Here is a 20,724-nt window from a genome sequence, read left to right on the forward strand (position 1 = left end):
CTTGGGGGGAACCCTGCGGCACACGATACGAACGATGCTGCGGAGTTATGACAGCCGCGCCAGCGGAGACCTGTTGTGTTCCCATCGTCAGGGGGCGTGGCAAATATGACGAGTAATCCGAACAGAATAACAGTAGCCGCACCAGGTTTTTTATCCGAAGATTTCTTTCAGACTGGTGCGGCTGTTTAAGTATTAAGATATTAAGGAGGCGAGAGTGATGTTTGAAAAATTCCATCGAGGTGACATATATTCGGCTGATTTAAGCCCTGGTATCGGCTCCGAACAAAGTGGCTCTCGTCCTGTACTCATTCTTCAAAACAACGTGGGAAATTGTTTCAGTCCTACGATTATTATTGCAGCAATTACCAGTGTAAGCAAAAAAGGCAGAAAGTTCCCCACGCATTACCACTTAAATGACAGATGCGGTTTGGTGAAACCATCTGTTGTTATGCTGGAACAGATCAGAACAATCGACAAGTCGAGGTTAAAAAACTATATTGGTCATCTAAACAAGGATGACATGGAAAACATAAACAAGACGCTCTTGTGCAGTCTGGGGATTACATAAAAGTGCCGAAAGGCCGTATCATTTTCAGGCTGTGCAAGTAGAGTTATAATTTCGTTAGGAATTGCGGAGGTGATTCTGAATGGAGAATATCCAGCATAAAAGCGCATTGATTCCTTCAGATGAAATCCGGTCAGAAGAACTTCTGGCGGAACAAAAATTTGAAGCGTTTATCACTTCGCTGGCACATATCATCGAGAAATATGGTATGAGAGTGCTGGGCGAGGTTGACGGAGCTGCGTGAGAATCGCAGCTTTACATAGGATATTTTCCAAAAGTAAATTTTGGAGGTATGAATTATGAACCGATATGGAAAACGCTGTGTTTTGTATCCGAGGGTCAGCACAGAGATGCAAGTGGACGGATACAGCCTGGAAGGTCAAAAAAATATGCTGACACGATTTGCGGATCGTGAGGAAATGATCGTTGTTGATACTTATGAAGATGCCGGTAAATCCGGTAAATCCATTGAGGGACGGCCTGCCTTTCAAAAAATGCTCAGAGATATTGAGGATGGCTTGGACATTGACTATATTTTAGTGTATAAGCTGTCACGGTTTGGCCGTAATGCAGCAGATATACTTAACTCTTTGGAGTTGGTTCAATCTTATGGTGTAAATCTGATTTGTATAGAAGAAGGGATTGATTCCTCTCAGACAAGCGGAAAACTTTTGATTTCTGTACTATCTGCTGTGGCTGAGATTGAGCGTGAGAATATTATCGAGCAGACGATGAACGGGCGGCGCGAAAAGGCACGGCAGGGTGGATGGAATGGTGGCTTTGCTCCCTACGGATATACACTGGAAGATAACAAGCTGATGATTGAAGAAACAGAGGCTGTGGCAATACGGAAGATTTTTGAATTATATACTTCATCGGAAATTGGTTTGGGTGGTATCGCGAATCAGTTGAATTTACAAGGTATACGGAAAATTCCGAGGCAGAATGGCACATTAGAGGATTGGACAGGACATTTCATTAAACTGATATTGGATAATCCGGTTTATTGCGGTAAAATTGCCTATGGACGGAGAACGAAGGAAAAAGTCAAAGGCACAAAAAACGATTACCAGATGAAAAGAAATGACGATTACATTCTGACAGAGGGACAGCATAAAGGAATCGTTAGTGAGGAGGTATGGGAAAAGGCTCATGCCAAGCGTCTTAGAACCGGAGTAAAGCAACCGTCAAAAATTGGGCGGGATCGAGTCCATTTGTTATCCGGTCTGCTGAAATGCCCGGTTTGTGGAAGTCCCATGTATACGAATAAACACGCATGGACAAATAAAGATGGCACTTACAAAGAAATTTACTATTATGTATGTAGTCGGAATAGAATGGTCAGGGGTAAGCATTGTGAATATAAGGCAATGCTGAAAAAGACCGATATTGAACCGATGGTCATTGAGGCAATTCGTGAGATCGTAAGGAATGAGGAATATGCCCAGGCCATTAAAGAACGGATTGGCGTTCAGATTGACACGAAAGCAGTGGATAAAGAACTGGAAGGCTATCAGGCAAAGCTGAAGGAAGTTGATCTGAATAAAACAAGATTGGAACGGGAAATTGACAGTCTCCCTGCTGATGCAAAATACCGGGAACGAAAGCTCCATGATATGACCTTGCGGTTAGATTCCCTATATGATGTCATTGTTGAGCTGGAGGAAAAAATCGAAGATGCCAGACTTCGGCGAGATGCAATTAAGCAGCAGGCAATTACGCTTGAGAATATTTACAAAATCATGGTGAATTTCGACTGCGTTTATAATATAATAAATGACGAAGAAAAGAGAAATGTGGTCACAGCCTTGATTAAGGAAATTGAAATTTACAGAAATGACGAGTCTGAATATCCGCTAAAGCGGATTGGCCTGAATTTTCCGGTGTTCAAGGATGGCGGGGAAGTTACGGAACTTTTGTGGGACAAAGGGAATACCGTTGAGACGGTATGTCTCTTAGTTCTGAGAAACCCGGTGACACATATCAACATTGATGTGGATGTGGAAGAAATGGTGCAGGATAAAAGAGGACTGGCAACCTATGAGCAAATCAAGGATTATGTTTTGGAACGCAGCGGCTTGAAGGTCAGTAGTCTTTATATCGCACAGGTAAAGCAGAAACACGGCATTATTGAGCGAGAGAATTACAACAAGCCCAAGTCCGAGAATGCTAAACAGCCGCAATGCCCGCCGGATAAGGAAAGAGCCATTACGGAAGCACTGAAGCATTTTGGAATGCTCTAAAAAAGGAGGTGCTTCATGTATAACCCACAACTTGAGACTTTTCTCCGTGTGGCGGATGCAGGCAGCTTCAACAAAGCCGCCGAAGAAAGCTACATCACGCCCACGGCTGTCATCAAGCAAATCAATCTTTTAGAGGAATCCCTCGGCGTGAAGCTTTTCGACCGCAGTCACCGTGGGCTGACATTGACAAAAGCTGGACGCTCCATGTATCAGGATGCCAAATATATCATTCGATATTGCCGGGACTCCGTGACACGGGCAAAAAACGCCATGCAAGAGGATGAGAATATCATCCGCATCGGTTCCTCGCCCATGACTCCGGCACAACTCCTGATGGAACTCTGGTCCAGAGTTCAAACTCTGCACCCGGACATCAAATTTCAGATTGTCCCCTTTGAAAACACCCCGGAAAATGCGAGAGAGATCCTTGCAAATCTCGGAAAGAACATTGATGTAGTAGGCGGCATTTTTGATGAGACCATGCTGAACCTGCGTGGTTGTGCTGGACTGGAATTGGTCAGAGGCCCGTTCCACTGTGCTGTTTCCATTCACCATCGACTGGCAGCAAAGGACAAATTACAGATCACAGATCTTTATGGCGAAAATCTCATGCTGATGCACCGGGGCTGGAGCCATTATGTGGATCAGCTCCGGGATGACCTCTGGCAGCACCATCCGCAGATCCATATCGTAGATTTCGACTTTTACAACATGGATGTGTTCAACCGCTGTGAGAACACCAATGACGTTTTGCTGGCTATTCCCGGTTGGGCAACTGTCCATCCGCTTTTGAAGGTAATCCCAGTGGAATGGAATTACAGCATTCCCTATGGCATTCTCCATTCCCCGGAGCCGACACCGACGGTACAGCGCTTTTTGGATGCAGCCAAAATCATAAGCAAAGAGCTGTACAGCTGATTATAACCCAAAGGTATATACTGATGAACGAAGCGAGACTTCTGCGGAAGTCTCGCTTTTTTTATAATGATGACAGAAAACAAAAGGTGGTCGAACCTATGAAACCAGTCTCATACATGGCAATGGTTCTATGCGCCATGCTGCTCTTGACCGGATGCAGCTCCGACGCGGTAGACAAGGAAGTGAACGAATCCGTGCAAAACAAAGCCGAACCCTTTACCCGCAATACAAAAATCGAAGAGGTTATCAATGCTCCGTCCTTTGACGGTTTCGGGCGGCTGCTGTTTCCAATGGACGAGTATTATTACAGCGGCGACACGCTGGAAGAACTTCAACTGACCTACTACAGCCATATCGATCCGGACGAAACGGTGGAGATCGTGAACACCCTGCGAGATCGGGCAGCGGACGGCCACCCCATCTTCTATGACATCTACACCGACGAGGAAAAGGCCGCTGACCCTGCCAAGGCGGATACCGGACTGTTCTTCTTCAAGGGCACGCCCGGAAAGAAGTTTGCCATCTGCAATGCGGGCGGTGCGTTCGCCTACGTGGGTGCCATGCAGGACAGCTTCCCTCATGCACTGGAGCTTTCCAAGAAAGGCTATAATGCCTTCGCTCTTATTTACCGACCCGGCGCACAGACCGCCTGCGAGGACTTGGCAAGAGCTATCCGCTTCATCTTTGACCATGCGGACGAACTGGAAGTGGACACCGATTGCTACTCCCTATGGGGCGGCTCGGCGGGAGCGCGAATGGCGGCGTGGCTTGGGTCCTACGGTGCAGAAGCCTTTGGTGGCGGCAATCTGCCCCGTCCCGGTGCGGTCATCATGCAGTACACGGGACTGAGCGAGTATTCCGAAAGTGATCCGCCCACCTATGCCTGTGTCGGTGACAAGGACGGCATCGCCAACTGGTGGGTCATGCAGGCGCGACTTGAAGCCATGCAGCAGGCCGGGATCGACACGGAGTTTCATGTGTATTCCGGTCTGGGTCACGGTTTCGGTCTGGGCACCGGCACAAGCGCCGAGGGTTGGATCAACGATGCCGTTTCCTTTTGGGAAAAGCAGATGAAGAAATAACATTCGGAAAGGATGAGTTTTTATGAACAACTTTATTTTTGAGAACAAGACCAAGGTGTATTTCGGTAAGGGCGGTGTGAAAGAGTATCTCGGCAGCCTGCTGAAAAACTACGGGGACACCGTCATGCTGGCGTATGGCGGCGGCTCCATCAAGCGCAATGGCGTATATGATGAGGTCATGGGCATCCTGAACGCCGCGGGCAAGCGTGTGGTGGAGTTCGACCGCATCATGCCGAACCCCACCTATGCCAAGGTGCAGGAGGGCGTAAAGCTGGCGCGGGAAAATCATGTGGACCTTATTCTTGCGGTAGGCGGCGGCAGCGTGTCCGACTGCTGCAAGGTCATCTCCGCGCAGGCCAAACTGGACGAGGACATTTGGGAACTGGAGAACACCAAGCACACATTCCCAACGGAGTTTATCCCCCTCGGCACCATCGTCACCGTGTTCGGTACCGGCAGCGAGATGAATAACGGTGCCGTCATCACCCACGAGGAAAAGAAAATCAAGGGTGCACTCTGGGGCGCACAGGCGGATTTTGCGTTCCTCGACCCCAGCTATACCCTGTCCGTTCCCATGAAGCAGGTCATCTCCGGTGCCTTTGATACCCTGAGTCACGTCATGGAAACCTACTTCGGCAAGCCGGATGAAAACAATCTTTCCGATGACATCAGCGAAGCCGTCATGCGCAGCGTCATCCGCAACATCCGTGTTCTGCTGACCGACCCTGAAAATTACGACGCCAGAAGCGAACTGGCGTGGGCGTCCGCCATGGCGGAAAACGGCATTTTGAAGATCGGCAAAGTAACTGACTTCCAGTGCCACATGATCGAGCACCAGCTGGGCGCTTATACCAACTGCAACCACGGCGCGGGTCTGGCGGTGATTCACCCCATCCTGTACCGCCACATTTACAAGTCCGGCGCAGCGCGGTTTGCACGGTTTGCACAGAATGTGTGGGGCATCGCACCCAAGAGCAGCGACGAGGAAACCGCTCTTGCCGGTATCGACGCACTGGCTGCGTTCATCAAGGAAATTGGCCTGCCCACCACCTTTGCAGAGCTGGGCATTCCTGCCGACACCAACTTCCGTGCCATCGCTGATTCTACCAACGTCACCGCTGGCTGCTGCAAAAAGCTGAGCCATGATGAAATATATGGCATTCTTTGCGAATGCAAATAATTTGAAAGGATGATTTTGACATGAAAAAACTGACCGTAATTTTGCTGAGCGCTGTGCTTGCACTTAGCCTTGCCGCATGCAGCTCTACAAACCAGCCTATTTCTTCCATCACGCAGCCCGAAACCTCTGCGCCGACCGAACAGCCCACCACGGAACCGTCTGAAAGCTCCTCGACCGCTCCCGCAGAATCCGAGCCGGAGACCCAGCCCGAGACCGGCAAGACACTGGTGGTCTACTACTCCGCTTCCGGTAACACCGAGCGGGTGGCCAAGGATATTGCAGAGGCCGCCGGTGCCGACCTCTTTGAAATCGTTCCCGCCGAGCTTTACACCAGCGATGACCTGAATTGGACGAACCCCGACAGCCGCGTCAGCCGGGAGCACGATGACGAGTCCCTGCGGGATGTTCCCCTGACCACCACCGAAGTTTCCGATTGGGATTCCTATGACACCGTGTTTATCGGTTATCCCATCTGGTGGGGCATCGCAGCGTGGCCTGTGGACACCTTTGTAAAAAACAATGATTTCAACGGCAAGACCGTCATCCCATTTGCCACTTCTTCCTCCTCCGGCATGGGTCAGAGTGGCAGTTTGCTGGCTGACATGGCCGGTACCGGCGACTGGCAGGAAGGCCAGCGGTTCTCCTCTGGCGTTTCCAGTGATGATGTGCAGTCCTGGGTCAATGGACTGGGTCTGTAATGCGTAGGAACAGCGTTTTCGCCGGGCGCATCGTGCTGACCGGCTGGCCTCACGGCTTCGGCTCTGACGGTGGCTGGGTCAGGGATTACGCTGCATGGCTGGAAACAATTTTCGCATAAGGAGTGATTTCGATGAAAGCATTGTTAGTAAACGGCAGCCCCCGTCCAAGGGGTTGCACATATACCGCCCTGACCGAACTGAAAAACACGCTGGAGGCCGAGGGCATCGAAGTGGAACTGCTCCATAAGGAACCAATGATTTTCACAAACTTTCACAGATAAGGGGGCTGCATTATGAGAAAAATTACAGCAGGCAGAGATGTGCTTGGTGAATTTGCGCCGAAGTTTGCACAGCTCAATGACGATGTTCTTTTCGGTGAGGTATGGAGCCGTGAAAGCGAGCTTTCCGCCCGTGACCGTTCCCTCATCACCGTGACAGCGCTGATGGCGCAGGGGCTGACGGATACCTCCTTCGGTCATCATCTGTCAATGGCAAAAGAAAACGGGATCACCCGCAGTGAAATTGCGGAGATCCTGACACACGCCGCATTTTATGCGGGTTGGCCGAAGGCATGGGCAGCATTCCGCATGACAAAGGACATCTGGGCAGACAAGGAAAACACCGACGAAAAGCAGCGTCATCAAAACAGCATGGTATTTTCCATCGGAGCACCCAATGACGGTTTCGCACAGTATTTCAGCGGGCAGAGCTATCTTGCGCCGCTTTCCACGGAGCAGGTCAAAATATTCAATGTAACCTTTGAACCCGGCTGCCGCAACAACTGGCACATCCACGAGGCGGACAAGGGCGGCGGACAAATCCTTATCTGCGTGGCCGGGCGCGGTTACTATCAGGAATGGGGCAAAGAGCCGCAGGAGCTGCATCCCGGCGATGTAGTCAACATTATGCCCGGTGTCAAGCACTGGCACGGCGCTGCGCCGGATAGCTGGTTCTCCCATCTGGCGGTGGAAGTACCCGGAGAAAACTGCCGCAGTCAGTGGTGTGAGCAGGTGAGTGAAGAAGAATATCGAAAACTGAAATAAGGAGCATTGCTATGAGCATTTTATTTATCAACGGCAGTCCCAACAAAAACGGGAACACTGCTACACTGGCGGCGGAGCTGCTGAAGGATCACGAATATGAGACTTTGAACCTCACGGACTACACCATCGGCGCTTACGGTCAGAATCTCCCCGGCGATGGGCTGGATGCTGTCATTGGTGCCATGAAGCAAGCGGACACCATTGTCATCGGCTCGCCGCTCTACTGGCATAACATCTGCGGCAGCGTCCGCAACGTGCTGGATCGTTTCTACGGCAAGGTGGAGGACGGCGAACTGTCCGGACGCAAACTGTATTTTGTGTTTCAGGGCGCGGCTCCGGAAAAGTGGATGCTCGAAGCCGGCGAGTACACTATGAAGCGCTTCGCCGGCCTCTATGGTATGACCTACGGCGGCATGGCAACCAACAAAAATGATGCCGCAAAACTCAAAAAAACGCTTTAAGGAGGAATTTATTATGGAATACGCAGTACTCAATAACGGCGTGAAAATGCCTATGGCCGGTATCGGCACATTTCTGCTGACACCGGACGAGGCGGAAGCCTCGGTGATTTCCGCTTTGCAGAACGGCTACCGCCTGATCGACACCGCCAACGCCTATGTGAATGAAAAGGCCGTTGGCCGCGCTATGAAGAAGTCTGGCTTGCAGCGGGAGGAGATTTTCCTCGAAACCAAACTGTGGCCCAGCTTCTATGAGCAGCCCGACACGGTGGACAAGACCCTTGCCCGATTGGATACCCCCTACATCGACCTGCTGCTGATCCATCAGCCTGCGGGCAACTACATTGCAGGCTATCGCCAGATGGAAAAAGCATACAAGGAGGGCAAGGTGCGAGCCATCGGTCTGTCTAACTTCAACAAAGCGCAGATTGAGGAGATTCTCTCCATCTGCGAGGTGCGCCCCACGGTATTACAGACCGAGCTGCACCCCTATCATCAGGAGCCTGAACTGAAAGCCTTTCTGAAGGAAAACGGCATCGTGCCGCAGGCATGGTATCCGCTGGGCCACGGCGACAAGGCGCTGCTTCAGGAGCCGCTGTTCGCCCAATTTGGCAAGAAATACGGCAAGTCCGCACCGCAGGTCATCCTGCGCTGGCACATCCAGTCCGGCAACATTGTCATTCCCGGCTCTAAAAATCCGGAGCATATCAAGGTCAACTTTGACCTGTTTGACTTTGACCTGACCGGTGAAGAAATGCAGAAGATCGCCGCGCTCAACAAAAACGTGCGCTATTACACCAGCACCCCGGAAATGCTTAAAAAATATGCGGAAATGGTTCCGCCGGTGGACGAGCAGAAGTGAAACGCTTTCTTTCGCTTGTTCTGGTGCTTGCGCTGATACTGGCTCTCGCGGGGTGTGGAGCCGGTACAGCAGCGCCGACCCAGCCGGAGACAACGCCTGCACCGAGTGCCGAACCGACGGAAGATCCGTTGGAAAGTACAGCGTCGGCGGTCACATCGGAGCCGGTTCAGACCGGCCTGTTTGCAGAGCAGATTTTCTCCGGCGCGGACGGCGACATCCATTACAGCTATTATCTGCCAGACAGCTACGACGGCAGCCGCAAGTTCCCGATGATGGTCGTTATGCCAGGCTATGGCATGATGTGGTTCAGTGAAGATTCTTCCGGTAGCAATCTGAATTGGAACGGCTTTACCGCATGGACGAGGCTGGACACCGAGATGATCGTGGTTTCTGCACAGCTCACTGACTGGGGTGAAAAATCCGCCCGGCAGGCCATTGAACTAACGGAATACTTTATCAATCGTTTTGCCGTGGATACCAGCCGGGTCTTTGCCGCCGGGTATTCCGCAGGCGGCGAGACCATGTCTCGTGCGGTGTCTATGCGGCCCGACCTGTACGCCGCCTATCTCCACGGCGCTTCTCAGTGGGACGGCAGCTATGCACCCATTGCGGAGAATAGTGTGGCGATCTATATCTACATGGCCGACGGCGACGAGTATTACGGCAGCGCCAAGGCCCGCTCGGCCTACGAAAATCTTCACGATGCCTATGAAAACGCCGGTTGGAGCGATGCCGACATCGACAAAGTTCTGCGTATCGAAACACCCGACAACGCCTTCTTCAACGAAAAGGGCATTTATAACTACCACGGCGGAGCCAATGTGGTCTTTGACGACCCTGACAATTTGAACTGGGTGATCTCTCACAGCAAAGGATGAGGACATGAAACCAATTCTCAAAATAAAAATCGCCGTGGATGCGGCCATGTCGGTGTCCATGCTGCTTCTGATGGCCTATGGCCTTGTGGGTGAGGCAGCCCACGAGTGGATCGGCATGGGAATGTTTGCCTTGTCCGTGGCGCACCATATTTTGAACCACCGATGGATCCAAGCTGTTCCGCGGGGGCGCTACACTCCCCTGCGCGTCGTGCAGACAGCACTGGCAGGGCTGATTTTCCTGTGCATGGTCGGCTCCATGATCAGCGGCATTGTGCTGTCCCGCCATGTGTTTGCGTTTCTTCCCAGGCACGGCGGCTATGAGCTTGCACAGCAGGTGCATATTCTCTGTGCCTACTGGGGCTTCGTCTGTATGAGCCTGCATCTGGGGTTTCACTGGAGCATGATGCTGGCAATGGCGCGCAAACACTTGCAGCCTTCATCCATGCGAATATGGAGCCTGCGACTGATCGGCTGGCTCTGGGCAGTGTATGGTGCGTTCGCTTTCCGACGCAGAGGAGTTAGTTTGTATCTGCTGCTCAGAAGCCACTTCGTATTCTACGATTATTCCGAGCCTGTGATCCTCTTCCTGATCGACTATCTCTCCGTAATGGTGATGTTTGTGCTGATTGGATATCTTATATCAATGCTGTTGAAACGGCTGCCCACTTTTTATTTACATTGAGTGTGATAAAAACGCTGCAATTTTCGCCCAATTATATGGCGAAGATTGCAGCGTTTTTCTATTTTCAAGCTGTTGCTTTTGCAGTTTGTATATGCATCTGCGAGGAAAATGAGGGATTGCAAAGAGAATATCTCTTTGCCGCTGGGTTTCCAATAGGGGCGCGCAGCATCCCTGTTGGCACACGATTTTGCTCTGCAAAGTCTAGTGTGTTATACCTTTGCTTCCGGCTGACGCGGGAAAGGGGCTGGCTTCGCCATCTGCTATGAGGGCAGATAGCGGTAGGCAGACACTTTTCTGCGGCAGTAGGACAGGCGGATTTTGTGGCACCAAGGTGACACAAATGCAGGATTTTTGAAAAGAAAAATCCGACTGGCCGGAGAAGGAAGCAGAGGTATATACAGCCCTCGTCCCGCCGCAGAGATGCTCCTGTTTCAGCGCTTCTTCCGTTTCCCTTTGCCGTGGGTCATGGTCGTTTTCCCGCGTTGGCTGATGGGAGTTTTTAGGTGCTTGGACTTCTTGAGGATTCCAATCAGCGAAACAAACTCTTCTTTCGTGAGCGTGTCGTAATCAATACCAAGTGTTGCAAGGTACGCGCGGATTTTCTTTTCCTCGGAGCTTCCCTCAAAATGTACGGCCTCCATCAACTGCTTCTGCACAGCGGCGGCAGACAGGTCATCGTCTGCGGTCAGAGCATCTGTCCTGTGTTCCTCACGGATGTCCCGCAGGATATTGCTTAGATCGTCCGCAACGAGATGCCCGAAATATTCTTCCTCTTGTATCTGCGCCGCTTTCAGAGTATGGAGGTACAGATCGTTAGCTTCCTCGCCATGCTCCATCAGAACCATCTGGCGGGTAGCTTCCAGAACCGTATTCATATCCTTGATCCGCATATCTGCGATCCGGTCAACGTAAATCTCAGCATCCAGCATAAGCCGCTGGAAATCCTTGTTGCAGATCAGCTCCGACAGCAGCCGGTGGTTGAACTTGCCTGTTCTTAATACATCAATCGAAGCATCACTCAAATGCAGCTCATGCAGAGCTGTGTTTGGGTGATTTTTTGTTTCCGTCCGCCCCATCAGATAGTCGCAGGAAACACCGTAATAGTCAGCCAGCACCAAAATGCTATACGGGCTGATGTCCTTGCCGTTATCTGATTCATATTTGCCAAGTGCGGATTTCGAGATACCCACCTCGGCAGCAAGCTGCTCCAAGGTCAGCTTTCGTTCTACTCGTAAATCTTTCAACCGCTCTCCGATTGTCAGCTTGACTTGCATACAGCAGCCTCCGTTTCCATTTTCCTGTATTATATCATGCTTTTTCATTTTGTGTCTCAAAGCGTGGAAAATTTCAACTTCTACCCCACTTTTCCTACCTCTTGGATATACGGGAAAGGACCTGTTTTCTTACTAGAATTTAGACATAAACCACGCAGCACCTTGAAAATTTCATGACCGTCCGATGAGGATATGCTTTCCGGAGAAGTACCGCATTCCGCGTGCCAAGGAAGAGACAACGCCGGGGTAAGAACTCGGGCAGGAACGGCATCGGGCAGAACGGCGAAGTTTAATTATTGTATAGGAGGAAACAGGTATGGATTTATTTACACAAATCAAGATGGCAGTTTCCGTGAAAGAGGCTGTCGAATACTACGGATTGGAAGTAAACCGTGGCAACATGGTCTGCTGTCCCTTCCACAATGACCGTACACCCAGCATGAAGTTGAATGATGATTACTTTTACTGCTTCGGCTGCGGGATCCACGGCGATGTGATCGACCTTGTGGCAAGGCTGTTCAACCTGAGCAGCTATGATGCAGCGAAGAAGCTGGCGTATGACTTTGGGATCAACCCGGACAAGCCTCCGGCTACGGCAGCGCTGCGGAAACCGAAATATCCGCTGGCAAAGGCGTTCCAGAGAGAGGAACTGCATTGTCAGCGGGTATTGTGCGATTATCTGCATCTTCTGGAAAACTGGAAGGTGCAGTACGCACCCAAAACGCCGGAGGATACTCTTGATGACCACTTTGTGGAAGCCTGCCAGATGCTCGATTATATCGAGGATCTGACAGATATTTTAACCTTTGCGGAGTTGGAGGCTCGTGTGAAAACTGTGGATATGCTTCAAAAGGACGGCATGATCGACCGGCTGGAAGAACGCCTGAAACGGAGGGCAAAGGAGGTGGATGCCCGTGACGAAACGGAAATCGGCTAATTTAGACGCGCCCATCTGGTTTGATGGCACCAATATCAATGAGGCGCTGTTCTGCGATGAATTTCTGAACAGTCGAAAAATCATCTTTGCCGATGCCGCGTTTTTCACGCCGGACGGCAGGGTGACCGATGATCTGCCGCTTCGGGGCGAAATCTATGAGGAACTGAAATGCTGCGCCGTGAACAACATCCCACGGAAAATCACCAACATTTTGGAAGTGATGAAGCTGGCGGCTCATGTGGAGGATTTCGCGCCGGAGACTGACAAAATCCATCTGGCGAACGGCACATTGACATTAGATAGTAACTTCACCGAGGGCAGACCTGATATTGTGCGGAGCAGACTGCCGGTAGCATACCGCCCGGATGCCCCAGCGCCTGAACGCTGGTTCTCCTTTTTGGACGGGCTGCTGTATGCAGAGGATATTCCCACCTTGCAGGAGTTCATCGGTTATTGCCTGATTCCCAGCAACAAGGGGCAGCGCATGATGGTGATTAAGGGAAACGGCGGCGAAGGAAAATCGCAGATCGGCGCAGTGCTGGGTGCGCTGCTTGGCAGCAACATGAAGGATGGCAGCATCGGCAAAATTTCTGAAAACCGTTTTGCCCGTGCGGATCTGGAACACATTCTGCTGTGCGTGGATGATGATATGCGGATGGAAGCGCTGCGGCAGACCAACTATGTCAAGTCTATCGTGACCGCCCAAGGCAAAATGGATTTGGAGCGCAAGGGTAAGCAGAGCTACCAGGGCTGGATGTTTGCCCGGCTGCTGGCGTTCTCCAACGGCGACCTGCAAGCACTTTACGACAGGAGCGATGGCTTTTATCGCAGACAGCTTGTGCTGACCACCAGGGAAAAGCCTGCGGGACGGATAGATGATCCTGACCTTGCCGAAAAAATGAAGGCGGAGGTCGAGGGTATCTTCCTGTGGGCGTTTGAGGGCTTACAGCGGCTTGTTGCCAACAACTTCAAGTTCACGGAGAGCCAGCGCACACGGGATAACCGGGAGGCGGTCAAGCGGGATAACAACAACGTCTTTGATTTTCTGGAATCCGAGGGCTATATCCGGCTGAAAGCAGACTGTACCATCAGCTCTAAAGACTTGTACGAAATTTACCGGATGTGGTGCGAGGAAAACAATCTGACACCGCTAAAGCGCCGCAGTTTCAGTGAGAGTGTGATTGCGAACCAAAGCAAGTACAATCTTGAATACTGCAACAAAATCACGAACACTGCCGGTCGGCGTGTATGGGGTTTCTTCGGGATTGAAGCGATTGCCAGACCCAATATAAATGGGTTTTCCGACATCTCGGAGCATACGTACGTACCGGAGGACTGGCGATGATTTTTCTGCGACTGTGCTGTGTACGTATGTACGCAGCGTTTTGCCACGAACGCCGATATATGGGGAGAATGCTGACCGGCAGAGCCTATATTTGGGGGCGTGAATCAAGACAAGTGAAATCCGCAAAGAATTTGACCGTTGACAGAAATGGCTTCACGAAACCGCGCTGCTCGGAACAGCGTACCGGCATTACGAAAAAGTGTGCATCTGCACGGTTTTATGAAATGCCACACGGTTTCGTAAAGTCGATACCCCTCACCTATGAAGAGGGCATCGACCGCCGCGTTTCCAGCGGATTTGAGCAGAACAGATTTTTACACCAGACAGCGAAGCGAATGCGCCGAATGGCGTGTTGGCATCGCTTTTTCATTATCTGAATTTTGGAGGGAATTTGAATATGAATGTACGCAATGAAATCAAGGCGCAGATCGTCCGCGCCGGTTTTACGATGCAGGAGGTTGTCGATCTTCTTCATGACGAATATGGCTGGTCAGACAGCGTTTCCAACCTGTCTGCCAAGCTGCAAAGGGAGAGCATCCGATATAAAGAAGTCGTGGAGCTGGCCGACGTGCTGGACTGTGACATCGTGTGGGTAAAGCGAGGGGCGCGCCGATGAAAGCGCAGTACGCCATTCTCCGCTTTGCCAAGTACAAAGGGCCAGAGATTTCCAATATTGAGGCGCACAACGAGCGCACAAAGGAAAAATACGCCAGCAATCCCGATGTGGACACATCCCGCAGCCACTTGAATTTTCACCTGATTACGCCGGAACAAAAATACCGGGCAGAGGCAGAGCGACAGATCAAGGACGCTGGCTGCCGTACACGCTCGGACAGCGTGCGCGTGGTGGAGGCTCTCGTGACAGCCAGCCCGGAGTTTTTCAAGGGTAAGAAAAAGTCAGAAGTCAAAGCTTATTTTCAGGAAGCGCTGGACTTCATCCAGCAGCACCAGAATCCGAGAACCATCATATCCGCCGTGGTGCATATGGACGAGAAAACGCCCCATATGCACCTTTCTTTTGTCCCGCTAACGGCGGACGGGCGGCTCAGCGCCAAGGAAATCGTCGGCAACAAGAAGAAGCTGACGCAGTGGCAGGACGGGTTCTGGGAGCATATGGTCAAAAAATACCCCGATCTGGAGCGCGGCGAGAGCGCCAGCAAAACCGGACGTGACCATATCCCGCCGCGGCTGTTCAAGGAGGCCGTTCACCTGAACCAGATGAAGGAACAAATCATGGCGATTCTGAACGACACGAATCCGTTCAACAAAAAAGCCAAGCTGGATGAGCTGGAAGCGCTGCTGGGCAAGTACGTTCCCGGCACGGAAGCTCTGCGGACGAAGCTCAGAAAATATGATAAGGCGTACAAAGCGCTTTCTGATGAGAACAGCGCACTGGAAGCGGAATTAAAAACAGCAAAAGATGCCAGCAAGGAAAGAATTGCGGACCGACTGAAATACGGAAAAACGGAGCAGGAGCTTTGTGAGCTTCATGCTCTGATAGACAACATGCCACCGGAAATTGTAGCTGCTTATAGGAGAAAAACGACAGGATTGCAGAACGAACGTTGAGGATAGCTTATGAACAATGAATTGATGAGGGACGAAAACTTCATTCGTTGTTCTACGATGATCGCCGAACTGCTGATGAAGTATAAATCTATGGAAACAGAAGAAGACCAAGAGGGCTGGATGCAAGAAGAGGCATCCAGCCCTCTTCTTTTTTTGCTGCGGCTATTGAAAAGCTTTCTGTCATCATTTATACTATTTGAAGTAGATGTTTACTGCTGACAAAATGGAGTGAAGGAGGTACTGTCCATGGAAAACGCATACATATATACACGTGTTTCAACTTTGATACAGGTGGACGGTTTTTCTCTTGAGGCACAGGAAGCGGAAATTAGAGCTTTTGCGGAAGCACGCAAGATCAATATCGTCGGGAAATATACGGATGAAGGCAAATCCGGCAAGAATGCCGAGCATCGTCCTGCCTTTACGCAGATGATGGAGGATATTCGGAGCAAGAAGGACAACATTCGTTATGTTCTTGTTTTTAAGCTTTCCCGTTTTGCCAGAAATACCAGTGATACCGCAAAGTATCTTCAGGAACTTTCAAGCTATGGAATCGGTCTTTTGGGGATCAAGGACGGAATCGACACTTCAACCGTTACCGGCAAGATGATTGCAAATATTATGGGAGCTGTTGCAGAAGTCGAACTTGAGAACATTCATGAACAGACGCTTGCCGGAAGACAGCAAAAAGCCAGGAATGGTCTCTGGAACGGAGCGCAGGCTCCGTTCGGATATTCTTTGAAGGATAAAAAACTAATGATATATCCGAAAGAAGCGGAAACGGTCAAGGAGATTTTCCGGCTCTACACAGAGGAAGGACAGAGCATCAGCTACATTGCAAAGAAACTTAATGATGAAAACATCCAGCGTGAGCAGCGCGGAAATGTAAAAATCTCTGGCTTTACAGACAGAACCGTCCGTATCATTCTCAGCAATCCGGTTTATGCAGGTATGATTTCCTACGGCCGCCGCCATACGGTAAAGGTTGAAGGAAAGAACAACGAAACGAAGGTCGTAAAGCAAGACGATGAAAGCAAGATTATCCTTGTGGATGGCGTACATGAACCGATTGTCAGTAAGGATACCTTTGCAAAAGCGGAAGATCGGCTGAAAAAGAATGTTGCCCATCGAAAGACCAGAAGTGACAGTACGACCGTTTATCCACTGACCGGCCTGATCAGATGTCCAGACTGCGGAAAAAACATCTTTGGTTATACTGTGCCGCCAAGGAAAAAGAAAAACGGAAAAGAAGGTTATTATCCGAGATATATTTCCTATCGGTGCATATCCGGTAGAGATAGGAACGGGATCAGCTGTTCTCTTGCCAACAAGTATTACAGCGGCACCAAACTGGAAACCGAGGTGAAAGAAGTTATATCCTCCATGGTGACAATCCCGGAGTTTGTAGAACTTATTTCTCAAAAGATTGATATCCAGACAGATGTAAATTCTCTGCGAAAGAAGCAAACAGCAATCCGAAACGAGATCACGAAATATAACGGCAATCTGCTCCAGACCGAAAAGAGACTGACGGAGCTTGACATTGCGGATAGGCACTATCAAAATAAGGTAGACAGTCTGAACCGTATCCTGGATGACCTGTATGAAAAGATCGAGGATGCACAGACAAGACTTGATGGAATAAATCAGGAAATCACTATGGTTGAAAAGTCGGCCATGACGAAGAAATCCATCTTTGAAATGCTGGAAGGCTTCAGCAAGTACTACGATGTCATGTCGCCGGAGGATAAAAAGGCATTGTTGCAGGCTATGGTTTCGTTCATAGAGCTATATCCGGAAAAGCGGGATGACAAGCATCTGATAAAGACGATCCATTTCACCTTCCCTGTTACCTACGACGGTGAAAGCGGAGCGTTATTTGTCAGAACTAATGAACAGCAAGTTGAGACGGTGTGTTTGCTATCCAAACTAAAATAAAAGCTGGGTATTTTTAAAAGGAAAGGGTAAAAGTGTCAAGAATATACATTGCATTCATAGAAAGTATGGCTGCCGCTGTGTTTATTGTTCCACTTTGGTGTATATAATAGGTTTTGTTTTCATAACCGAAAACGAACGATTATTTATATGATATTTGGATTCTATTTAACTGCTGTATTAGCATTAGCAGCAGATAAAAAATAGTTCTAAAAGGTATATCTTTGTAATGCAAGAGTATGATACAATTGGTTGTGGATACTAAAAACTAAGGAAAATCAGGTATGCTGAATAAAAAAGATTTCTTAAAATACGCTTCAAAACTAGCCTTTCCGATCATGATCCAAAATCTGATCGGAACTCTGGTAAACATTGCGGATACGGTAATGCTTGGATATGTAAGCCAGACTGCCATGTCGGCTTCATCCCTTGCGAACCAGTTTACTTTTATTCTTTTCTGTTTATATTATGGTATGGCCACGGGTGCTTCCGTTTTATGTGCACAGTACTGGGGAAAAGGTGATAAAAAGACAGTAGAAAGAATTCTCGGCCTGGCGGAGCGAATCTCACTGATTGTTTCCTTCGTGTTTTTCGTGATTTCTTTTTCTGTGCCGGCTACGATCATGAAGATCTTCACAAGCAGTCCGGATACGATTGCTGCTGGCAGTGAATACTTAAGGGTAATTTCATTTTCCTTTATGTTTATGGGATTCTCTCAGGTTTTTATGAGCGCCCTTCGAAGCATCGGAAAAATAATGCTGCCTTCTGTCACGTACATTGTTTCGCTTTGTGTCAATGTTATTTGTAATGCCACCTTTATTTTTGGTCTGTTTGGATTTCCAAAGCTTGGCGTTACCGGTGTGGCTCTTGGTACTGTCATTGCCAGAATCACAGAAGTACTGATCTGCCTCATCTACTCATTAAGAAGTTCCGATGTCAGATTTCGGATAAAATACTTCTTTGCGAAATCAGGTATTCTGTTCCAGGATTTTATGAAAATTGCTACTCCAGCTGTAATAAATGATGTTGTCTGGAGTCTTGCCAGCTCAGCGTTTGCAGCAATCCTCGGTCATATTGGTGATGATATGGTTGCCGCAAATGCGGTTGCTGTTATGGTGGTAAATATTGGTGCGATCGCCTGTCGTGGTTTTGCCAATGCAACTACGATCATTGTCAGTCAGGAACTGGGTAAAGACAACATTGAGGCAGCAAGAGAATATGGAAAGCGCATGCTCAGAATAACAATGGTTGTAAGTCTGGTCGGATGCGTCATTATTCTGGCACTTCGTCCTCTGATACTGGATTTCTATCGGGATAAACTGACAGAGACGGCCATTTATTATCTTGGCACTTTTATAATTATGACAACCTGGCGCCTTGTGGGAGAAGGCATCAATACCTGCCTTATATGCGGCTGCTTCAGGGGTGGCGGTGATTCCAGATTTGGAATGATCATAGATTCCCTCTTTATGTGGCTTGTTGCAGTTCCACTTACCTTTCTTGCAGCATATGTCTTAAAGCTGCCGCCTGTCTGGGTATACTTTGTAATGACGCTGGATGAGTTCGAAAAAATGCCGGTGGTCTTCATCCACTATATCAGAGGTAAATGGCTCACAAACATTACCAGAGATTTTGATTAGAAAGTGGGGCTGTCGCACTAGCAAATATTTTTTGCTGGGCGGCAGCCCCTTTTGAAAGATGAATCACGCTTTCCACAGACTATGGAGGTTGCAGTAGGCGTAGACCGCTTCGACTTCATCGCCCTCGCAGAGAGCGAAGCAAACCTCCGGCTTCTCGCCGGGATGCAGTTCCTTGCGCTGATTGCCCTGCTTGGTCTGGAGAGATACCCACTCGATGTAGTGCTCCGGCAGCATGGGATGCTCCACGGAGCCGACCTTGACATGGACGATATCGTTTTCCGCCGTCCAGACGGGGACATGCTTCTCCACGGCGGCATCGGTGGTGCCGGGAACGATCTCCCTCATCGGCTCGCCGCAGCAGATGACGGGAACGCCGATGTCCTTGATTTTGGTAATGATATTACCGCAATGCTTGCAAAGGTAAAACTTCTGCTCTATGATGATTCTCCTTTTCTTTAATAATTTTCCGCGTGAATTTCAAAGTAGCTCTGGGGATGGTTGCAGGCGGGGCAGACTTCCGGGGCTTTCTCCCCCACGACGATGTGACCGCAGTTGCGGCACTCCCACACCTTGACCTCGCTCTTGGCAAAGACCTGCGCTGTCTCCACATTGTGCAGCAGGGCACGGTAGCGCTCCTCATGGTGCTTTTCAATGGCGGCGACCAGGCGGAAGCGCTGCGCCAGCTCATGAAAGCCCTCCTCGTCGGCGGTTTTGGCAAAGCCGTCGTACATATCCGTCCACTCGTAGTTCTCACCCTCAGCGGCGGAGAGAAGGTTTTCTGCGGTGTCGCCAATGCCGTTCAGTTCTTTGAACCACAGCTTGGCGTGTTCCTTCTCATTATCAGCGGTTTTGAGGAACAGTGCCGCGATTTGCTCAAAGCCTTCCTTCTTGGCCTTGGATGCAAAATAGGTGTACTTGTTGCGTGCCTCGGACTCACCGGCAAAGGCAGCCATCAGGTTTTTTTCGGTTTGAGTTCCTGCGTATTTCGTTTCTTTCATGGTGGATACTCCTTCCTTTTTTTTGCTTTTATTGTAGCAAATCTATGATTTTCTTCTGTGACGAAGTCACATTCCTTTTTATTTTAGACGAATCAGTCTGTTCTTATCCCGCAGCGTGATTGCACCACGCTTCAGCTCCACCAGTCCGTCCTCCGAGAAGCTTTTGAGCATCCGTGCCACTGCCTCCCGTGCCGAGCTGATGTGCTGGGCGATCTGCTCATGGGTCATGCGTATCGTGTCGGAGCCGGTACGCTCCGCTTCAGTAAGGAGAAATTCTGCCAGCCGCCGATCCAATCCCTTGAACATGATCTCATTCGTTGTCGCTGCTGTGTACGAACGCCCCTTTTTCATAATGGCGGACAAAGGCACTTCGGCGCAGCGTCTCCATTTCGTGTTCGGCCAAGGATGACCAGAACG

The 20,724-nt window shown here is 49.9% G+C and carries 26 protein-coding genes; 22 read left to right on the forward strand and 4 right to left on the reverse strand.

What is annotated here, in order from left to right; genetic code table 11:
* Positions 1–217: 217 nt before the first annotated feature.
* The 14 genes from OCV62_RS09825 to OCV62_RS09890 all read left to right on the forward strand — a co-directional run bounded on the left by OCV62_RS09825 (position 218) and on the right by OCV62_RS09890 (position 10,875).
* The gene (locus tag OCV62_RS09825; RefSeq protein ID WP_069432433.1) at positions 218–568 is read left to right on the forward strand and encodes a type II toxin-antitoxin system PemK/MazF family toxin; all 351 of its coding nucleotides are present in this window, start codon (positions 218–220) and stop codon (positions 566–568) included.
* Positions 569–647: 79 nt separating this feature from the next.
* Positions 648–809, forward strand: coding sequence for a hypothetical protein (locus tag OCV62_RS09830; RefSeq protein WP_171905590.1), 162 nt, complete (start codon positions 648–650; stop codon positions 807–809).
* A gap of 55 nt (positions 810–864) precedes the next feature.
* Positions 865–2,808, forward strand: a complete 1,944-nt coding sequence (locus tag OCV62_RS09835; protein ID WP_262586432.1) for a recombinase family protein — start codon at positions 865–867, stop codon at positions 2,806–2,808.
* Between the two features lie 15 nt (positions 2,809–2,823).
* Entirely contained in the window at positions 2,824–3,726 is a 903-nt protein-coding gene (locus OCV62_RS09840) for a LysR family transcriptional regulator (protein ID WP_262586433.1), read from the forward strand.
* A gap of 23 nt (positions 3,727–3,749) precedes the next feature.
* The gene (locus OCV62_RS09845; protein WP_262586436.1) at positions 3,750–4,808 is read left to right on the forward strand and encodes an alpha/beta hydrolase; all 1,059 of its coding nucleotides are present in this window, start codon (positions 3,750–3,752) and stop codon (positions 4,806–4,808) included.
* A 22-nt stretch (positions 4,809–4,830) separates the two neighbouring features.
* A complete protein-coding gene (locus OCV62_RS09850) occupies positions 4,831–5,988 on the forward strand; it encodes an iron-containing alcohol dehydrogenase (protein WP_262586438.1) in 1,158 nt (385 codons plus the stop codon).
* A gap of 20 nt (positions 5,989–6,008) precedes the next feature.
* Positions 6,009–6,686, forward strand: coding sequence for a flavodoxin (locus OCV62_RS09855; RefSeq protein ID WP_262586439.1), 678 nt, complete (start codon positions 6,009–6,011; stop codon positions 6,684–6,686).
* 131 nt (positions 6,687–6,817) lie between these two features.
* The gene (locus OCV62_RS09860) at positions 6,818–6,967 is read left to right on the forward strand and encodes an NAD(P)H-dependent oxidoreductase (protein ID WP_330667357.1); all 150 of its coding nucleotides are present in this window, start codon (positions 6,818–6,820) and stop codon (positions 6,965–6,967) included.
* Positions 6,968–6,979: 12 nt separating this feature from the next.
* The gene (locus OCV62_RS09865; RefSeq protein ID WP_330667358.1) at positions 6,980–7,729 is read left to right on the forward strand and encodes a carboxymuconolactone decarboxylase family protein; all 750 of its coding nucleotides are present in this window, start codon (positions 6,980–6,982) and stop codon (positions 7,727–7,729) included.
* Positions 7,730–7,740: 11 nt separating this feature from the next.
* Complete coding sequence (locus tag OCV62_RS09870; protein WP_262586440.1) at positions 7,741–8,190, forward strand: flavodoxin family protein; 450 nt, start codon at positions 7,741–7,743, stop codon at positions 8,188–8,190.
* Positions 8,191–8,203: 13 nt separating this feature from the next.
* The gene (locus tag OCV62_RS09875; RefSeq protein WP_262586442.1) at positions 8,204–9,049 is read left to right on the forward strand and encodes an aldo/keto reductase; all 846 of its coding nucleotides are present in this window, start codon (positions 8,204–8,206) and stop codon (positions 9,047–9,049) included.
* Positions 9,046–9,927: a prolyl oligopeptidase family serine peptidase gene (locus OCV62_RS09880; RefSeq protein WP_262586445.1), complete on the forward strand. Its 882-nt coding sequence runs from the start codon at positions 9,046–9,048 to the stop codon at positions 9,925–9,927. The genes OCV62_RS09875 and OCV62_RS09880 overlap by 4 nt, the downstream gene beginning before the upstream one ends.
* A gap of 4 nt (positions 9,928–9,931) precedes the next feature.
* Positions 9,932–10,609, forward strand: coding sequence for a DUF4405 domain-containing protein (locus OCV62_RS09885; RefSeq protein ID WP_262586447.1), 678 nt, complete (start codon positions 9,932–9,934; stop codon positions 10,607–10,609).
* 35 nt (positions 10,610–10,644) lie between these two features.
* Positions 10,645–10,875: a hypothetical protein gene (locus OCV62_RS09890; protein ID WP_156062126.1), complete on the forward strand. Its 231-nt coding sequence runs from the start codon at positions 10,645–10,647 to the stop codon at positions 10,873–10,875.
* Positions 10,876–11,040: 165 nt separating this feature from the next.
* On the opposite strand, the gene OCV62_RS09895 is transcribed toward OCV62_RS09890, so the two are convergent.
* Positions 11,041–11,883 carry a helix-turn-helix domain-containing protein gene (locus OCV62_RS09895; RefSeq protein ID WP_156062127.1) on the reverse strand — a complete coding sequence of 281 codons (843 nt, stop codon included), beginning with the start codon at positions 11,881–11,883 and terminating at the stop codon, positions 11,041–11,043.
* A gap of 316 nt (positions 11,884–12,199) precedes the next feature.
* Between OCV62_RS09895 and OCV62_RS09900 the strand changes: the two genes are divergently transcribed.
* The 8 genes from OCV62_RS09900 (at position 12,200) to OCV62_RS09935 (ending at position 19,309) form a co-directional block, all read left to right on the forward strand.
* Positions 12,200–12,820, forward strand: a complete 621-nt coding sequence (locus OCV62_RS09900) for a CHC2 zinc finger domain-containing protein (protein ID WP_262586452.1) — start codon at positions 12,200–12,202, stop codon at positions 12,818–12,820.
* Complete coding sequence (locus OCV62_RS09905; RefSeq protein ID WP_416822290.1) at positions 12,798–14,165, forward strand: DNA primase family protein; 1,368 nt, start codon at positions 12,798–12,800, stop codon at positions 14,163–14,165. The genes OCV62_RS09900 and OCV62_RS09905 overlap by 23 nt, the downstream gene beginning before the upstream one ends.
* Positions 14,162–14,542 (forward strand): hypothetical protein, encoded by a 381-nt coding sequence (locus tag OCV62_RS09910; RefSeq protein ID WP_262586457.1) that lies wholly within the window; start codon positions 14,162–14,164, stop codon positions 14,540–14,542. Before OCV62_RS09905 ends, OCV62_RS09910 begins: the two co-directional genes overlap by 4 nt.
* A gap of 20 nt (positions 14,543–14,562) precedes the next feature.
* On the forward strand, positions 14,563–14,781 hold the full coding sequence (locus tag OCV62_RS09915) for an LLM class flavin-dependent oxidoreductase (RefSeq protein ID WP_262586459.1): 219 nt from the start codon (positions 14,563–14,565) through the stop codon (positions 14,779–14,781).
* Positions 14,778–15,734, forward strand: a complete 957-nt coding sequence (mobV, locus tag OCV62_RS09920) for a MobV family relaxase (protein ID WP_262586461.1) — start codon at positions 14,778–14,780, stop codon at positions 15,732–15,734. The genes OCV62_RS09915 and mobV overlap by 4 nt, the downstream gene beginning before the upstream one ends.
* 9 nt (positions 15,735–15,743) lie before the next feature.
* Positions 15,744–15,953, forward strand: a complete 210-nt coding sequence (locus OCV62_RS09925; protein ID WP_154255488.1) for a hypothetical protein — start codon at positions 15,744–15,746, stop codon at positions 15,951–15,953.
* A gap of 27 nt (positions 15,954–15,980) precedes the next feature.
* On the forward strand, positions 15,981–17,672 hold the full coding sequence (locus OCV62_RS09930) for a recombinase family protein (protein WP_262586465.1): 1,692 nt from the start codon (positions 15,981–15,983) through the stop codon (positions 17,670–17,672).
* Positions 17,673–17,953: 281 nt separating this feature from the next.
* On the forward strand, positions 17,954–19,309 hold the full coding sequence (locus tag OCV62_RS09935) for an MATE family efflux transporter (protein WP_021915549.1): 1,356 nt from the start codon (positions 17,954–17,956) through the stop codon (positions 19,307–19,309).
* A 63-nt stretch (positions 19,310–19,372) separates the two neighbouring features.
* Here the strand turns inward: OCV62_RS09935 and OCV62_RS18465 are convergent, their stop codons facing one another.
* The 3 genes from OCV62_RS18465 to OCV62_RS09950 all read right to left on the reverse strand — a co-directional run bounded on the left by OCV62_RS18465 (position 19,373) and on the right by OCV62_RS09950 (position 20,658).
* Positions 19,373–19,747, reverse strand: a complete 375-nt coding sequence (locus OCV62_RS18465; protein WP_262586525.1) for a desulfoferrodoxin family protein — start codon at positions 19,745–19,747, stop codon at positions 19,373–19,375.
* Positions 19,748–19,764: 17 nt separating this feature from the next.
* Positions 19,765–20,307 carry a rubrerythrin gene (gene rbr, locus OCV62_RS09945; RefSeq protein WP_117960126.1) on the reverse strand — a complete coding sequence of 181 codons (543 nt, stop codon included), beginning with the start codon at positions 20,305–20,307 and terminating at the stop codon, positions 19,765–19,767.
* Between the two features lie 78 nt (positions 20,308–20,385).
* On the reverse strand, positions 20,386–20,658 hold the full coding sequence (locus OCV62_RS09950; RefSeq protein WP_262586469.1) for a Crp/Fnr family transcriptional regulator: 273 nt from the start codon (positions 20,656–20,658) through the stop codon (positions 20,386–20,388).
* Between the last annotated feature and the right edge of the window lie 66 nt (positions 20,659–20,724).

The sequence above is a fragment of the Gallintestinimicrobium propionicum genome, assembly GCF_025567525.1.
Taxonomy (GTDB): Bacteria; Bacillota; Clostridia; order Lachnospirales; family Lachnospiraceae; genus Gallintestinimicrobium; species Gallintestinimicrobium propionicum.

Coding starts and splice junctions, on each gene's coding strand:
- OCV62_RS09865 (WP_330667358.1), top strand. CDS start 6,980: ATGAGAAAAATTACAGCAGGCAGAGATGTGCTTGGTGAATTTGCGCCG.
- OCV62_RS09915 (WP_262586459.1), top strand. CDS start 14,563: ATGAATGTACGCAATGAAATCAAGGCGCAGATCGTCCGCGCCGGTTTT.
- OCV62_RS09900 (WP_262586452.1), top strand. CDS start 12,200: ATGGATTTATTTACACAAATCAAGATGGCAGTTTCCGTGAAAGAGGCT.
- OCV62_RS09935 (WP_021915549.1), top strand. CDS start 17,954: ATGCTGAATAAAAAAGATTTCTTAAAATACGCTTCAAAACTAGCCTTT.
- OCV62_RS09875 (WP_262586442.1), top strand. CDS start 8,204: ATGGAATACGCAGTACTCAATAACGGCGTGAAAATGCCTATGGCCGGT.
- OCV62_RS09830 (WP_171905590.1), top strand. CDS start 648: ATGGAGAATATCCAGCATAAAAGCGCATTGATTCCTTCAGATGAAATC.
- OCV62_RS09870 (WP_262586440.1), top strand. CDS start 7,741: ATGAGCATTTTATTTATCAACGGCAGTCCCAACAAAAACGGGAACACT.
- OCV62_RS09895 (WP_156062127.1), bottom strand. CDS start 11,883: ATGCAAGTCAAGCTGACAATCGGAGAGCGGTTGAAAGATTTACGAGTA.
- mobV (WP_262586461.1), top strand. CDS start 14,778: ATGAAAGCGCAGTACGCCATTCTCCGCTTTGCCAAGTACAAAGGGCCA.
- OCV62_RS09840 (WP_262586433.1), top strand. CDS start 2,824: ATGTATAACCCACAACTTGAGACTTTTCTCCGTGTGGCGGATGCAGGC.
- OCV62_RS09910 (WP_262586457.1), top strand. CDS start 14,162: ATGATTTTTCTGCGACTGTGCTGTGTACGTATGTACGCAGCGTTTTGC.
- OCV62_RS09835 (WP_262586432.1), top strand. CDS start 865: ATGAACCGATATGGAAAACGCTGTGTTTTGTATCCGAGGGTCAGCACA.
- OCV62_RS09885 (WP_262586447.1), top strand. CDS start 9,932: ATGAAACCAATTCTCAAAATAAAAATCGCCGTGGATGCGGCCATGTCG.
- OCV62_RS09930 (WP_262586465.1), top strand. CDS start 15,981: ATGGAAAACGCATACATATATACACGTGTTTCAACTTTGATACAGGTG.
- OCV62_RS09845 (WP_262586436.1), top strand. CDS start 3,750: ATGAACGAAGCGAGACTTCTGCGGAAGTCTCGCTTTTTTTATAATGAT.
- OCV62_RS09890 (WP_156062126.1), top strand. CDS start 10,645: ATGGCGAAGATTGCAGCGTTTTTCTATTTTCAAGCTGTTGCTTTTGCA.
- OCV62_RS09860 (WP_330667357.1), top strand. CDS start 6,818: ATGAAAGCATTGTTAGTAAACGGCAGCCCCCGTCCAAGGGGTTGCACA.
- OCV62_RS09950 (WP_262586469.1), bottom strand. CDS start 20,658: ATGAAAAAGGGGCGTTCGTACACAGCAGCGACAACGAATGAGATCATG.
- OCV62_RS09855 (WP_262586439.1), top strand. CDS start 6,009: ATGAAAAAACTGACCGTAATTTTGCTGAGCGCTGTGCTTGCACTTAGC.
- OCV62_RS09850 (WP_262586438.1), top strand. CDS start 4,831: ATGAACAACTTTATTTTTGAGAACAAGACCAAGGTGTATTTCGGTAAG.
- rbr (WP_117960126.1), bottom strand. CDS start 20,307: ATGAAAGAAACGAAATACGCAGGAACTCAAACCGAAAAAAACCTGATG.
- OCV62_RS09925 (WP_154255488.1), top strand. CDS start 15,744: ATGAACAATGAATTGATGAGGGACGAAAACTTCATTCGTTGTTCTACG.
- OCV62_RS09825 (WP_069432433.1), top strand. CDS start 218: ATGTTTGAAAAATTCCATCGAGGTGACATATATTCGGCTGATTTAAGC.